General features: G+C 41.9%; 13 protein-coding genes. 1 reads left to right on the forward strand and 12 read right to left on the reverse strand.

The window, feature by feature from the left end:
• The first annotated feature begins 289 nt into the window (after positions 1-289).
• Positions 290-799, forward strand: a complete 510-nt coding sequence (locus ACEN9X_RS20600; protein ID WP_413666919.1) for a hypothetical protein — start codon at positions 290-292, stop codon at positions 797-799.
• A 340-nt stretch (positions 800-1139) separates the two neighbouring features.
• Here the strand turns inward: ACEN9X_RS20600 and ACEN9X_RS20605 are convergent, their stop codons facing one another.
• From ACEN9X_RS20605 to ACEN9X_RS20660, 12 genes are all read right to left on the reverse strand, one after another.
• Positions 1140-2066 carry an IS3 family transposase gene (locus ACEN9X_RS20605; protein ID WP_413666920.1) on the reverse strand — a complete coding sequence of 309 codons (927 nt, stop codon included), beginning with the start codon at positions 2064-2066 and terminating at the stop codon, positions 1140-1142.
• Between the two features lie 17 nt (positions 2067-2083).
• On the reverse strand, positions 2084-2482 hold the full coding sequence (locus ACEN9X_RS20610) for a hypothetical protein (protein ID WP_413666921.1): 399 nt from the start codon (positions 2480-2482) through the stop codon (positions 2084-2086).
• A gap of 199 nt (positions 2483-2681) precedes the next feature.
• A complete protein-coding gene (locus tag ACEN9X_RS20615) occupies positions 2682-4370 on the reverse strand; it encodes a hypothetical protein (protein ID WP_413666922.1) in 1689 nt (562 codons plus the stop codon).
• A 7-nt stretch (positions 4371-4377) separates the two neighbouring features.
• Positions 4378-7275: a glycosyltransferase family 2 protein gene (locus ACEN9X_RS20620; RefSeq protein ID WP_413666923.1), complete on the reverse strand. Its 2898-nt coding sequence runs from the start codon at positions 7273-7275 to the stop codon at positions 4378-4380.
• On the reverse strand, positions 7272-8591 hold the full coding sequence (locus tag ACEN9X_RS20625) for a glycoside hydrolase family 2 TIM barrel-domain containing protein (protein WP_413666924.1): 1320 nt from the start codon (positions 8589-8591) through the stop codon (positions 7272-7274). The genes ACEN9X_RS20620 and ACEN9X_RS20625 overlap by 4 nt, the downstream gene beginning before the upstream one ends.
• 482 nt (positions 8592-9073) lie before the next feature.
• Positions 9074-10120 (reverse strand): PmoA family protein, encoded by a 1047-nt coding sequence (locus ACEN9X_RS20630; protein ID WP_413666925.1) that lies wholly within the window; start codon positions 10118-10120, stop codon positions 9074-9076.
• Between the two features lie 332 nt (positions 10121-10452).
• Positions 10453-11808, reverse strand: coding sequence for a Gfo/Idh/MocA family protein (locus tag ACEN9X_RS20635; RefSeq protein WP_413671150.1), 1356 nt, complete (start codon positions 11806-11808; stop codon positions 10453-10455).
• A 263-nt stretch (positions 11809-12071) separates the two neighbouring features.
• On the reverse strand, positions 12072-12848 hold the full coding sequence (locus tag ACEN9X_RS20640; RefSeq protein WP_413666926.1) for an SDR family oxidoreductase: 777 nt from the start codon (positions 12846-12848) through the stop codon (positions 12072-12074).
• 163 nt (positions 12849-13011) lie between these two features.
• Positions 13012-13461, reverse strand: coding sequence for an SRPBCC family protein (locus ACEN9X_RS20645; RefSeq protein WP_413666927.1), 450 nt, complete (start codon positions 13459-13461; stop codon positions 13012-13014).
• Positions 13458-13784, reverse strand: coding sequence for an ArsR/SmtB family transcription factor (locus tag ACEN9X_RS20650; RefSeq protein ID WP_413666928.1), 327 nt, complete (start codon positions 13782-13784; stop codon positions 13458-13460). The genes ACEN9X_RS20645 and ACEN9X_RS20650 overlap by 4 nt, the downstream gene beginning before the upstream one ends.
• Positions 13765-14214 carry an SRPBCC family protein gene (locus tag ACEN9X_RS20655; protein WP_413666929.1) on the reverse strand — a complete coding sequence of 150 codons (450 nt, stop codon included), beginning with the start codon at positions 14212-14214 and terminating at the stop codon, positions 13765-13767. The genes ACEN9X_RS20650 and ACEN9X_RS20655 overlap by 20 nt, the downstream gene beginning before the upstream one ends.
• A gap of 140 nt (positions 14215-14354) precedes the next feature.
• Positions 14355-15413, reverse strand: coding sequence for an SDR family oxidoreductase (locus tag ACEN9X_RS20660; protein ID WP_413666930.1), 1059 nt, complete (start codon positions 15411-15413; stop codon positions 14355-14357).
• Positions 15414-15441 lie beyond the last annotated feature (28 nt).

Here is a 15441-nt window from a genome sequence, read left to right on the forward strand (position 1 = left end):
TGATCTTAACAAAAAAATAAATTGTAATATAAAAAATACAAAAGCCCATCGATGACAGGCTTTGGCAGACGTAGGGTCCGTAGGGGTATTAAAGCTCTCTAATTCAGGTAGTACAAATATAACCTTAGGGTTTTGGAGGTGGGAGAGAAAAATAGCGAATTTTTGTAACGACTTTGTTATGTAGTTAAATGGCCGGGGGCATTTTAAATTATTAGTAGAGCTGTCTATAAAGCTTACAGTTTAAATTGAAGTTTAGAATAACGATCTTAGTATACGGGCTAATTAAACAATGAACCAGTTTATTAATTTCTTCTGGACGATACTTGGCTTTGCAGCAGTGCTTTTTTATTGGGTTGCAAACGGCTTATCTGTTTGGTTTTACCTGTTTATAGGTTTAAGCATTATCCCGGCGTTTCTCTCTCAACGTTTTTTCTACAGGATCCAGTTAAGCCATAATACAAAAATTTATGAGCGTTTAGGGGTGAGGGTTATTCGTAAGTTTGTTCAGCATGGAGATTTCGCAAACCGCATAGGAAGAAAGAACAATCCCGCCTACCGGGGCATGCTAAAAAGCGTAGACCCTCAAAGGTATCTCGGCACCATTATGATGTATGAACGGTTTCATTTTATTTGCTTTATATTTTTCCTGCTCACAAGCGGTATTGCGATTGTACAGGGGCATTATCTGTTGGCATTATTAATTGTGATAGGCAATGTGGTCTACAATGTCTTTCCCATCTTACTGCAGCAATTTAACCGGATTAGGGTATTAAGGTGCTCCAATCAAAAATTAGTATAAAGAGTGCTTAAAGAATGACTGGGTGATGGCTCAGCTTGCAATGACATTAAGTTAAGAGTTTTAGAGGCTGCACCAGAGGTGCAAAAGGTTTGTAGAAATAAACACAGATTGGATTTTTTAGTGTGCCAGAGGTACACAGCTCCGGTGTTTCGTACCTCTGGCACGGTTATTCTCGGTATATTATGTGCTACAAACCTGTTCCCCCTCTGGGGGATTTTCTTAATATAATGACACAGCTCCGGAAGATTTTCGATTTGTTGAACGTCCCCCTAAAGCATCTGTGCAGGGGCAAAAAGGTGTCTCGTCCTAAAAAAAGTTTACAGGTTTTAAGATAATCCTGTTATGTATTTACAGGTTTGATAATGTCCTGAGATACGTTTACAATGTTACTATTTTTATGATAATAGTTCTTCCATAATTTTTCAGTTGGCAGACCGAGGCTATGTACACTCTCAGGTGTTAGTAGTCCAATGCTAAAGTGAGGCCGGTGTTGATTGTAAAGATTGATAGCCCGATCAAGTAGTTCCTTCGCCTGATCCTTATTATCAGCAACCTCATGTTTAAGATATTCTTCTTTTAATATGCCGTTCATCCGTTCGGCAACTGCGTTCTCAAGAGGATCGCCATTCTCGGTCATACTGATTTGAATAGCATTGTCCTGTAATAACTTTACATAACTATCACTGCAATATTGAACACCGCGATCTGAATGATGTATCAGCGAATAAGGTAAGCCTGCAGGTATTCCTTTAATTGCCATTTCCAACGCTTTTATTGTTTCCACCGTCTCCAGGGAGTCTGCCAAATGATAGCCAACAACTTTATGAGAATAGGCATCCGTTATTAAACTGATATACAAATGCTCATCGCTTGCTTTCCAATAGGTGATATCACTCACCCATAATTGATTAGGCCTTACCACCTTTAGCCCCCGGATGATATTCGGCCATCTATTGAATCTGTGCCTTGACCAGGTGGTTATATGCCGCTTGCGTCGCTTTTTTACCAGTAACCCATTGGCAGCTAATAGATCGAAAAAGGCATCTCGTCCAATTTTGATCTGATGATCAAGCAGAAATGGATGGATCTTTTCATAAAGCTTTCGTCCCCCCATCACCCTATGGTCTTTGCGAAGACTTATAACCTCCTGCAAAACAAGCGCCGATTCTATTCCCGAGGCTTCCTCCCGCCAAAAGTGCTGATAGTAGGCCTGACGGGTAATACCAAGTAACCGACATAAACGTACAAGGCCGACCCTTGTATACATGTCTCTCATCTCATGGATTACCTGGTATCCGACTTTTTTCGAATAGGAATATTCAATTCTTTTTCGGCGATCTCGATCATGCGCCGATAGGCTTCACTGCGAAGTTGTTCATCTTCCAGCAGGCGTTCGAGTTCCTTAATTCGCTGGTCTTGCGACAAGAAATCTGATGACTGATCTTTATTTACTTTTTTAACGGGCAAGGATGCTGGGGTTATTAAGGGCAAATATCTGGCTTTTTCAGGAATTTTTGTATAGCCTAATTGCCGCATCCAACGTGCAATGCTGCCACTGCTTTTAATATCATGTTTCTTTAACAAGGCTCTGTAACCGATTTCTCCTGATAAATATTCTTTGATAACTGAATGCTTAAATGAATCTGGGTAATGTCGATGTTCTTTAATAATGATCTTTTCCACTGTGTTTACTTTAATGTAAACCCATTTCCGGACAAGACACTATTTCTACAAACCTTTTGCACCTCTGGTGCAGCCTTTAAAACTCTTAACTTAATGACATTGCCCAGAGGGGCAAAACAACACGCCATGCTAATTAAACGGTAACATGTTTTTGTGGATTAACTTAAACTCGCAAAGTACCCTGATGTTTACAAATGCCTTACTTTTTAAGAAGGTTACAAAATTTGATCATGGATTGTTGGCTGATACTCCAATCCGGAGCTTTAATATTGCCCCAGGCTTTAGGATTGTCATACAGATTAAAATAGCAAACGCCAAATACGTGAGGATTGGCATTTATTGTTTTTGCTGCGTCAATAAGCCATTTGTCCTGGAAGCTTTCTGATCCTTTTACACCAAACTCGGTTATAAATAAGGGTTTATCAAGAAATCTCATCCTGAAATATTTTCTGTTGAATATGGTGCTAAAGGCTTCCTGTTTCTCCGGGTCGGTAATGTTTTTATCCGGCAAACCATAAATGGCTATACTGATAAAATCCACGACATCGCTCCCTGGCCAAAAATCAGCAGAACCACGATCGCCGGCAGGCCCCCATACCTTTTTGACATTTTTACCTGGACCTCCATTAAACTGCATAAAATATCTAAAGGCGTTGATATAGGTAACCGGCTCCTGACTTTGCCATGCATACCGGTGTATCGGAATTTCCATCTCATGCATCCATCGCAGGTAAACTGTGGTGTTGGTAGCAGAAATTATGGCAAATAGTTTTTTGATCTGTTCGTTATAGCGCCCCTTTAATATGCTCTCTAAAACGGCAGTGTCGGGTTTGCCGGTTATATCCCGCCAGGGCTCCATGGTTACAATTACCTCGTGGTGGCGACTAATAGCCTCTGTGAATTTTTTCTCAAAATCACCCCGTTCCAGTTCGCCCCAATCGGTAAAAATGTGCTCTACGTTAATTTCCGGTTGGTTAAGCAGGCGTTTGTTTGGGTCAAACACACCGATTTTTAATGAGGTTCGATTGGGTTTTGCCTTAATGCTGTCTGTATAATTGCTTTTGCTATAAATAGTACTGCTGTAGGTTGTAACTAAATTCTTTTGTTCATTTAGCCAACTGTATTGAAAATCCGTTTTGCCCTTATCACTACCCATAATTAACACTGGCTTGCCAATAAATCGCAGGCGGTGCAGCTTGTGCTTTAACATGGCAGCGGTTGTTTGGTCATGCGGGTAAAAGTTAGTAGTGAGTTCAGACCAACTGCCAAGTGTTATGCTTTCATAATCAACAGTTTTGTTTCCCGGCCAATATTCAGTATCACCAGGATATCCTGAAGGCCCCCAAACAATTTGCACATCTGGAGCGTAGGTTTTTATTTTTCTTGAAAAATAATTGAATGAATTAATATAATCATCAGGAGATTTAAATTGCCATGGGTAAACACCGGCAGGCACTTCCATATCAGGATTCCAGCGAATAAATACTTTGTCGTTGCTTTTAGCTACTATAGCGGCCAATTTATTGAACTGATTATCAAATCGGCCCTTAAGTACTTCCGTTAAAACATTGTTTGCATAATCAGGACCTTTAAGCCAGGTTTCTAAAGTGATCAATACGTCTCCCTTAGTTAACGCTGTTTCTAAATCTCCATAGTTTGACCATAACGCGGTATTTGTTAATACCCCTCGGTAACACGAGATAGGTTTGACAGCTTGGGACTTGTTTAAGTTGGTTGGATCAAATACAGCTAATACCTGCTCGTTGCTACGGTAGTAACTATTCACCAAATAACTCTTAAAAGAAAAACGCATGTTTAGAAGCAGTATAGCTGCGAATAATATGCCCAGGCCTACTGCTATATAAACTTTAGAGGTTGTCTTTTTCACTTAACAATTAATTTTGAAGAGGTGTATTTAAAGTGGTATAGTCGTCGGTCATGTTATTACCTTTGGCAGCAACGAGATATATTCTGTACCTGTCGTCGTTTTGTGGGATTATAACATTTATACTCGGTCCGTCCCCTAACTTTTTCATGTCGGTAGCATTGCCCCAGTTGTCTGTTTTGATCAGGTACCATTCAAATTTCAAGTCGTTTTTTAAATAACCCGCTATATTCCATTTGTTATATGAATAAATGAGGGCGTTGTAAGTCAACGAGGAGCCGGGAGTGGTTGTTAATGCCGGTTTTAATATTTTAACATGAGGCAAATCATAGTCGGTCACATTGCCGTGCCAGCGCTTGCTTATATTATACAGGTAGGGTTTATTTCGGCCCCATATGTCTTTTAAACCGTCAAGTGTAATAGCTACGCCGCTTTGTTGATCCTGCCAATTGGCATAAAAAGCCCCGCCGGAAGGTTCTTTGCCCGCAAGGGCCGTAGGATCGGCGCTGCTAAAGAAAAAAGGAACTTTAAGATCTGCTTTAACAAATTTTAATGCGTGCTTATTACTAATGATCAATCCAAACGCGTCGATTTGGGGTATCTGCTCATGTAATAAGCTCATAGTTGCGCCAAGTGACGACGACGACAATAGATCAACTGTTAATGGCCTGGTTGGGGCAGCCTGTTTGATTGCCTTTACCAAAGGTTTTAAAAAACTAATATAATGCTGTTGAGCCTGCCGCAGTTGTGCCCCTTTATAATATTGAGCCAGTTGCTGATAGCTATTGTTGCCCAGGTTCCAGGCACTAATTTGAGGATTTGATTTGTTTTTGTTTACGATTTTAAGAATAACGGCAGTTTGCTCTTTTAAGTAGCTGGTATCATTTAGAAAGTTTGGCGGGTCCGGCATCCAGAAACTATAGTGTATTTTTAAGTTCTTTTTATCCGCAGCTTCAAAAATGGAGCGGTCATAGATATTAGGCCCGTATATTTTGATAGTATTTACTCCCGCTTGGCTCATGTCATCAAAGTCGTTGATGATGATCTTTTTTGTGAGCGGAGTTATGTTTTTGTACCAGTGGTTTCCTTTAGAATAGATCACACCTTTAACAGATGTGAAAAATGAAGGGTTTGCCAATATTTGTTCCTGAGCTTTTACCTCATCTTCCACATTGGTTACAGTATCGGTTAGAAGATCTTTTTGAGCAGTATGATAAGATATTAAAGAAGGGCCTTTAACCACGCTGGCCGAATCTTCATCTGAATTTCGCGAGGCGTATATGCTTAAACAGACTGCTAATACTGTAAGAATCAGGCTCAATTTCCTTACACCGCCGTATATTCTTCGTCGCAACAACCAAAAATGTTTTTTGGCATTCTGCACTTGCGAAACCATACTAAATAATGTAGCGTGCTTACCCACGTATCCCTGGAACTTTAGCTCCGAACTTGCTATTAGCATAAAGATCATGAACAAGCAATTGAGGCTGACTATCCCGGCCATGAAAAGCGTAAACGGACTCCAGTCGTCATTAAGGCCGTACGCAATAGCGGCAATGGAAACTGCTAATACTACGATATTAGGAAGGTTGTATCTTAAGTTTTTTTCATCCTTAACATCCTTGGGGGTTGCAATATAAGGTACATCCTTTCTGATGAGGGTGTAAATAAATCCCAAGATAAATACCCACCAGGTACCAATAAGCAATAATCCCCCAACTACGTGAAATCCCCGCTCATTGTCTTCCATTACCCATTGCTGCACAAAATGTCTGATCAGGATAACTGCGGTTATAAAAGGGGCGCTAATAACCAAAAAATCCGAAAAATCCATCCTTAACGGAAACACATCCATAAAAAGGGATATTACAGGAATCAGGAAATTAATAAGAAATACAAAACCTGACAAGTAAAACAATGGTAAAAGACCATAGTGGAGCTTTTGCCGCCAGGTAAATTTTTTAAATAGCTGAACATAGGAAGTAACCAGGAGCTCAAAAACCCCTCTCGACCATTTTAATTGCTGCTTATAATAGGCAGATAGAGTAGCCGGAACGAGCCCCCTTGTCAATACTGCCGGGACATAAATGGATTTCCATTTGCGTGCATGCAGCTGCATTGCTGTATGCATATCTTCTGCGAGCCCGGCGGCGTGGCCGCCAATCGACTCTAATGCCGTGCGCCTGAAAGTACAATTGGCACCTATGGCCTGAACGGTTCCATAGCTGTTCATGCACATCATCATGGGCCCGTAAAACTGGTAGGTTTGTTGTGCCGCGCCTTTAGCTATCCATCCGATTCGCTGGTTATAGTAAGCTTGTACTATTTGCACATAACCAATTTCTGGATTGTCGAAATGTGCGACTATCGGATCAAGAAAATCGGGTGTCGGTACGTGATCCGGGTCAAGGATAACGCACAGTTCTCCGGATGACTGAGCCAATGCATTGTTGATGTTGCCGGCTTTTGCATTTATCTTTTTAGTTCGCGTAATATGGTGAACTCCCAGTTCCTGACACACTGACTTTAAATACGGATCATTGGCTTCGTCACATAGGTATGCCTGATGCGGATAATGTATAGCCTGAATAGCGGTAAGCGTTTCAACAATCATTTCATATGGCTCACCTGCGCAAAAAGTAGTAAATATATCTACCGTATATTGTTTTGTTAGTGGCGGGGTAGTGGGAACGCTTATTGACCAGTAATGGTACCACTCATATAATATTTTGAAAAACGTGTATATAAAGGTCGACATTAACAGCCAGTAAAGCGGCTTATAACCAATAACCGATTTTTTGAACAGGCTGTATGTGAAAAAAAGCATGCAGAACACGCCGATGAGAATCATCAACCTTAAATAAAGCAGCTGTAATTTGCTGGGCGGTTTAATTAAATTGTTCTTCATGGATTTTTTAATACATAAAAAGGTGTATTGGAAGTGGCAAAAACTCCCTTTTGATTATACACATAAACCAATATCCGATAAGGCCCTTCTTTGCCGGGTACCTTAAAGCTTAAATCGGATCCATGTTGCCTGATGATTAAATTCTCTATTTCTTTCGGTTTTTTTTCATTAAAAGTGCCGTTGGGTTTAAACCAGTCCTCATGAAATATTTTCCATTTAAATGTTAAGCCGGCTGTATCAGTGCTTTCAAAATATACTTTGCTGTTAACGGTTATGGCAGGTTGAAATAAAATATTGTCCCTTGCGCCCTTTCCATCTAGCAGCATGTATTTTAGTGCAGGGGCGTCGCTTGTTGTTTTCTTCCCGGTCCAGATGTACCGCATAACCTGAACGGCTTCGGTTTCGGCACCGTTTTCGTCAAACATACTGAACCACGTAGGTGTCAGTTCCTGTTTCTGTCCCCAATAAAATACCATCGATCCCAAAAATCCCGGATCATTTGCTGGCATATACTTTTGGTAATTAGTAAGGTATTCTTCTGCCTTTTTTGTACTTGTACTTTCAATATAAGCTCCCCATGCATTTCGGTTTTCTGCAAGCCAGGGACCTTCGATACCCCATTCTGTAATTAAGAATGGTCCACTCCAAAACCACTTGAAATTTTTGAGATCATCTTTCAATGTTTGAATAGAACCGAAAATATTGAATGATATAAAGTCGATTTTTGTACGTAGCCTGATATTGAAGATGTTTTTCTTTTGGAAGCTCATAATTGTCGTCGTCACCGGATGATTAGGATCCTTCTCGTGAATCATATCGACGATACCATTGAACGTTGCATAAAATCGGTTGTACTTTGGTTTATTAGGAAATGCAAGTTCGTTACCCAGGCACCAACTCAATAACGCCGGGTGATTTTTGAACCGCTCAACTATACCGGCAATTTTAGCTGCATAAACATTAGCCTTAGGGGTATTATAAAAATCTTCAAGACTTTCGCTTGAGGGCATTGGCAAACCCACTACTACTGCTAAATGATTGGCTTGAGCCGAGTCCAGGACGCTGCCTAAGTTTAATGTGTCCCAAACTCTTATAGTATTGCCTCCTGCCGCTGCCAATTGTTTCAGGTTTGTAGAGCCCGAAGCCCCTTTGATGAAAAACGGTTTTCCATTACGGTACAATTTATACTTCCCATTTATATTTTGAATGCAAACTGTAATTTTTTTAGGATTAACCTGCTGTGGTTGGTAACACGATGAAAGTAAAAAGCAAAATATGGAAAGGTTAAGGATTTGCGTAAATAATGTAGATTTCATAAATGATAGTTCGGCAGCACTTGAAAAACGGATAAAAACTCCGTGTTTTGTTTATTTAAGCCGTAATGCGGTCCCTGGGCTGCATTAGTTTTTTTATATTTAAATCATATAAAATTTCAGTGAACTTTGTATACGTTGAATATCGACAATAGTTGGATTATTATTAAGAGAATAGGGATGTTTTAGCCAATTAAATTCAAAGCTATAAAAAAATACGTTACATCCGCGAAGACCCTGATAGCTGATATATTCGGTAACGCGCCTGAATCTTTGTCAGACTACAATAAGGAGATTTGAAGCTTTTTGTAACCCGCGAAGGCTATTTGAACACCAGGTAAAACACAGCCTCCGCTGCCTTGAGATAGATACTTTACTTGATTATGCAGAAAGAATCTAAATCTCAAGCCTTTGTTTAGCATAAAATTGTGACGCCTGCCGGGATATTAAAAAATGGGAAATATCCCGGCAAATACCTATTAAATTTATTTGAAAGAACGAAAATCCGTTGCTGCCTGATTTAACTGAGCAACGCTGTTGGTTTGCGGGCCATTGTGTATGATGATCCGATACCTGAATGTTACCGATTCTCCTTTCTTTAACATAAGGTTTTTTTCTGATTTGCCGTTGGTGAAAATTTTTTCGCCCAGTGGATTAGCCGCAAACAGACCATAACCGCGGGCATGCCAAAAAGTAGGGTAGTTAGGGTTCTGCGGATGATCAATAATAGCAACGCTTACCGAATCGGCCCCTATTTTACCATATACTTTGCACCAAACTCCGCGGGTACTCCAGGCATCGTTACCTGTTTTGCCTTCACTGGTAAGGTAGGTGCCGTTGGCTACTTTATCGGTGCCGCCTTTTACTATTGTTACATTGCCTTTATCATCGGTAAATTTCTGATCGGCAGGGTCGGGGATTTGCAGCTCGTGGGCCAGGCGCAGGCCAAGCATCCCATCTTTGGCATCTTTAAAAAGAGCATCCTTATCTGCGGTAAGTGTAGTTACACGATCAATGATTCGTTCCTGAGCGTTGCCGCTAAATTCAAAACGGGTTTGCTCTTCCAGTATTACCTGTTTTTGCTGATCCGTCCAGTTAGCATGGTAGGCCAGTACTCCTTTTTTGCCATCCTTCATTTCCAAAATTTTATCCGTTCGGATCCATCCATAGCCGCTCTTTTTAGCGGCAGGTATGGCATAGGAGTTATTCCAGAAATCAAGTCCGTTCAGGTTTTCAAAATTAAACCAAAGGCCAATATGGTGCGGATGATCGGTAGGATCGCCCGGGCGCGGAGCCAGTGGAAAGCCGCGGGTTACCAGCGCGCCGTTTGCCGACCGCAAAGGGTATAGCACTGGTTTTTCCAAAGTATCTGGAAACAGGAAAGTGGTAAAAGGTTTGCCACCTATCAGTATATCTATTTTATTTTCTGCTGATTTGACCAATTTTACCGGCTCGGCCTGTTGAGCATGTATTGTCATAGCAAATAAGGTGTTAGCGGCAAAAATACAAGCCCAATTTTTTAATATTTTCATGTATGGGTGATGTTTGTTGATTAGTGTATAAGATTAATTATATAAGGAGGGGGGAATGTGCAATTCCACTCTTAATGGCTATCGCATGGACACATCTTTAAAGAAATGTCATTTCGATAGAGCAGCGGCGGACTGAGTGGTGGAGCGAAAGAGAAATCTTCTACATCAGGCTCTACAACTATACCTGTAAAAACAGGGCGTAGAAGATTTCTCCTCGGCTCAACGCACAAATCCCACCCTTGGCTCGTCGAAATGACATTTTTCTATCAATAATAAGATTAAAAGATGTGTTCACACGACAGATCTCAAAGGGGGATTTTTATTATTTAGCCTTAATATTTAAACACTTTCCCGTTAGCCATTACCTCCTGGGTTGCCTCATCAAAAGTAGCTTTATAGCCCGTATGCACAGCTGCATTGGTCATAATATTGGCTATGGAGTGGCTGTAACCGGCTTCGACAGGTGCATTGGGCTGTTTACGGCTGCGCACGCATTCCATCCAGTTGCGAACGTGGTTTGACGTTAATATATCGCCGCCGGTGTTGGCCGATGCTACTACCTTTTCGGTGTTGGCAAGGCTAATTTCAGGCAGCAGGTTGGCTTTCATGTGCATGGCATCTGCCATTTTTTGGGTAAGCCCCCCGGTAGGGGATACCGTGTTGGTAATGAGGTTAAGCTCGCCACCGTTGGAGTAGTAAATCTCTGCCGGGTGCTCATCGCCATTATGCATCCGCGAGCCAAAGGTAACCTGAAAGCCGGTAGTTGGATCATTAAGCGGACCGTAATCAAATGCAGCCAATATAGTATCCCAATTGCGACGTCCGTCTTTCCACATATAAATACCGCCATTGGCAACCACGCTGCGCGGGTGCTTTAAGCCGGTAAACCAGTGTACAGTATCAATCTGATGGCTCATCCACTGCCCGGCCAAGCCTGATGAATATGGCCAAAACAAGCGAAACTCCAGATATTTACGCGGATCAAATTCCTCATAAGGGCGGTTCATGATAAAACGCTTCCAATCGGTGTCCTGCTCCTTCAATTGGCTTAACAGTTCGGGCCTGCGCCAGCGGCCGGGCTGGTTCACGTTCCAGGTAAGCTCAACCATCGTAATTGGGCCAAATTTTCCGGAGCTGATAAATTCATTGGCGGCATGATAGTTAGCGCCACTTCTGCGCTGCGACCCAATTTGCACAATCTTGCCTGTTTCCTTTACCGCCTTTAACGCAGCCCGGTTATCTTCCATGGTTTCGGCAAAAGGTTTTTCTACATAGGCATCACAGCCTGCCTTTACTGCTTCAATGGTATGCCTTGCGTGCTGAAAATCAGCGGTGCTTACAAATACGGCATCAACCGTTTTGCTGTCATACAATTCTTCATTATTGCGGTAAGCCTTTACGTCATGCTGCATTTTATCTTTCCATAGGGCAGCACCTTCCTCACGCCGTTTATTCCAGATATCAGATACGGCTACAACTTCAAAATTGAGTTCCTTACAATGGTTCATGAAGCTGGGCACGTGCGAGCTTTTGTGCCTGTCTGAAAAGCCGATTACTCCAACCCTGACCCGGTCATTGGCCCCAATGATGCGTTTATAACTTTGGGCGCTCCAGCTTTTGGGCGTAAGCATAATCCCGGCCCCGGCCATTGCTGCCTGTTTAATAAAGGTACGGCGTGATTTTTCCATATGGTATAGTTTGGTTTGCAGGTTATTTTTCATCAAAAATGCAGGTGCCATTAGGGGTTGATGCCTGTGCTTTTTGTTGATTTAAAGGTAAACTGGTTAAATGCCTGCGCTTATGCGCGGCTAAACCAAATATCGAGGAATTGAACTAAAAAGCAATAGTGTTTTTAACTGTTAATGTAACAATAATACTGTCTTGAGAAGCTGAAAGTAAAATGCATAAAGCAAAATGTTATTAAATCTCTTTTAAGAGACCTGATAAAAACTTACATGATAGCACGATTTGCTCCGCCATCTACCTGTATTGTTGTCCCGCTGATATAGGCTGCCTGGGCGGATGAAAGAAATGCTACCAGTGCTGCAAATTCTTCAGGCTTGCCGATACGTCCAAGCGGGATGCTCTTTGTTTTTTCTTTGATTGCTTCCTCCGGATCTACGTTTTGAGGTAGCGTGTGTTTGATCCGGTCGGTTAAAATAAGGCCCGGTGCTATATTATTGACTGTAATTTCATAAGGGCCTAATTCATCGGCCAGCATTTTCGCCATGCCTACTACACCCATGCGCATGGCGGTAGATAGCACAGAGTTGGCCAATACAGACTTTACTGAGCCACTAATAATGTTGATTATCCGGCCGCAGCCGGCCGTTTTCATAAAAGGTAAAACCAACCTGGATGTCCTGACGAAACTAAGCATATTTTGCTCATAGGCCTGCTGCCACTGGACATCGTCAAAACTCTCAAACTTGGCAAATGGAGGCCCGCCTGCATTGTTGACAAGGATATCTATCCTGCCGTAAACGCCGCCCGCCTGGTTAATAAATGAAGTCAATTGTCCACTGTCGGTAACATCCACCGGAAAGCTGATCACCTCATTGCCGGTTTGTGTCCGGATCTCATCTGCTGCCGAATTCAATTCGGTTATATTACGGGAGCCGATGATGACTTTAGCCCCTTCTGCAGATAAAGCCAAAGCCGATGCCTTCCCCAATCCTTTACTTGCCGCCAATACAACGGCTACCTTTTGATCTAATCCTAAATTCATAAGCAAATTTTCTTAAACGTAAATCTCCTGAATTTTTGGATATCCCGCAGCGATAAAATCTGATGAAATGGGAGAAGTAATAGCAGAGCAAATGCAGACTTACGAAGTTTCTGAAACTTCGTAAGTCTGGTTTCTGCCTAATGCTGTGGATCAGAACGAATACCTAACTCTCTTTAGGATTAGGCTCTCCTTTACCGGTGGTGATCAGTTTGTACAAACTACCGGTAATATAACCTGTCCAGGCGTTTGAACAAACTTCATAACATTCATGCTGCGGAACCAGGCCCTGATGTGTGAAACGGATTTTTGTTTTTCCATCCTGTTCGGAAATTTCAAAAACTACTTTGGTGCCTTTCCATTCGGTTTGGTCTTCGGTAAAACTGAAATAGTTGTCCAGCACAAGCCAAACCACTTTTTGGTTGGGGATAACTTCTATCAACTTCATGCTGCAGCGATGAAGGTCGCGGGCTTTATAGGTGAACTCATCGTTAAGTTGTTCTGTACCGCCTTTAACTTCTTCCGACCACCATCCACGGACATTATTGATGGCGTCAAAGGCTTCTTTTGGCGATTTGTCTACCGTTATGGTTACCGTTAAATCCTGATCTTTCATTTCTTATTCATTTTATCGTTCATTAAAACCCCCAGTTTGTCCAATTTATCGCCCCAGAACTTATCATAATAGGCTAACCATTCATTAAGTTCTTTAAAGCCGTCCTGTTTTAAAACACAATGCCTTTCCCTGCCGATATCCTGGATGGAGATAAAGCCGGCGTTGTAAAGTACTTTAATATGCTTTGAAACGGCCGGGCGGCTCATATCAAAGTTTTCGGCCAGTGCATTAATTGTGCTACTATCTTTTGAAAGCAGGTGCAGTATCTGCCTCCTGCTCGGATCGGCAATTACCTGGAATACATCAAGCCTGGGCTGTTCCATCTTTTTCTGTATTTATAACCTGCAGCATTTTGGTAATGAGTACCAACCAGCCCTTTTCCATCGAGCTAAACATCAACGGATTTACAGAGTCTGCAAAATCACGGTGGATCAGTAAAAGCTCGGTGCCGTTGTCTTTTTCAGTCAGCATCCAGTTTACTGTCGAATTGCTCAATTCACCATTACCCGGCCCGAATTTCCATGAATAGGAGAGTTTTTCAAATGGCACCACTTCCAGGATCTTGCAATAAAAGATCCCGTCGAAATCCATTTCCGGCATTGGTTTAGCCTTTAGTTGAAATTCATGGCCAGGTATAGGCTTCAGATTGCCGGGCATGAGCCATTGTGTTATCAATTCCTGATTGGTAAGAAATTCCCAAACCACTTCGGGAGGGTGAGGGTAAAATAATTGGTGTTGAATGATTTTTGCCATGATAGGTAACTTTTAAGTTACTCAAATGTATGTGTAACTTGTGGGTTACGCAAATTTATTTTCATTTTTTTTCATCACTACTTATCACATGTTATTAATCCGGCAGAAATTATCCCTTTGAAACTTCGGTTTATTATGATTCAGGGTATGATCTTTTTCTCCCTGAGTTCATTAAACAAGTTATAGAACATCTGTTCAGTATCAATGAATTCATGAAAGCCCATGCGCCTTGCCTTGGTGCCGTCGGCAAAAAAATCGTAATCCCATGAAAATACAAAGTCGCCAAATGCCCATGATGATAGCTGGTGGTAACTATGTGGCGAGAGGTTGTATTTTTCCCGGATCGCATTCCATTGTGGTTCTTTATCTGCCATAATAGTTTGCAAGGGCATTTGGAGCGGCGGCGCAACTTCCATTTTAAAGTAGGCCGCAATTTTAGGCCAAAGCTCGTTCCATCTAAATAAGTCGCCATTGTTAATATTAAATGCCTGGTTAGCGGTCTGTGGGGTAGTGGCGGCCCAAACGGTAGCTTTAGCCAATAAACCGGCATCCGTCATTTCCATCAATTTATCATAAGCGCCCGGTTTACCCGGAAAGCGGAGCGGCAGGCCCAGCTCTTTTGAAATGGTAGCATAAACCGCTATCGTCAGGGCCAGGTTCATTGGATTACCTACGGCCGTACCACCGACTACAGACGGACGAATGGCTGACCATGACCATTTTTTACCTTGCTGCAGTTTCTCCAGGAAAATTTGCTGATCTACATTAAATTCGGGTGGCATGTGCCCTGCGTCACTTTCCTTCGCAGGTGTTTTGAATGGGCCAAGGTGTGCGCCATATACTTTGTATCCTTGCATAAGGCTGATGTGCTGTAGATTATGGGCAATGGGCTCAATTGCTAAAACAACATTCATCAGCATAGCAAGGTTGGGTTGTACCAGTTCGGCCCATGTGGGTTTGTCTTGATAGGCGGCGTAAAATATGTGTGTAACGTCAGTTAATACACTGAGTTTTTGCTTATAGTCGTTTTCATCCAGCAAATCCACTGCTATGTAGCGGATATTCTCATTGTTTGATCCGCCGCGGCGGGATAATGCTATAATGTTCCAATTATTAAGCCCTTCAAGATAATTTATCAGATTAGTACCTATCACGCCGTTAGCGCCGACAACAAGAGCTGTGTTTTTTATAGCTTTCATTTTTTTGTGTTTGATAAAAAATATTTGT

It is taken from the genome of Mucilaginibacter sp. Mucisp86 (assembly GCF_047324315.1).
Taxonomy (GTDB): Bacteria; Bacteroidota; Bacteroidia; order Sphingobacteriales; family Sphingobacteriaceae; genus Mucilaginibacter.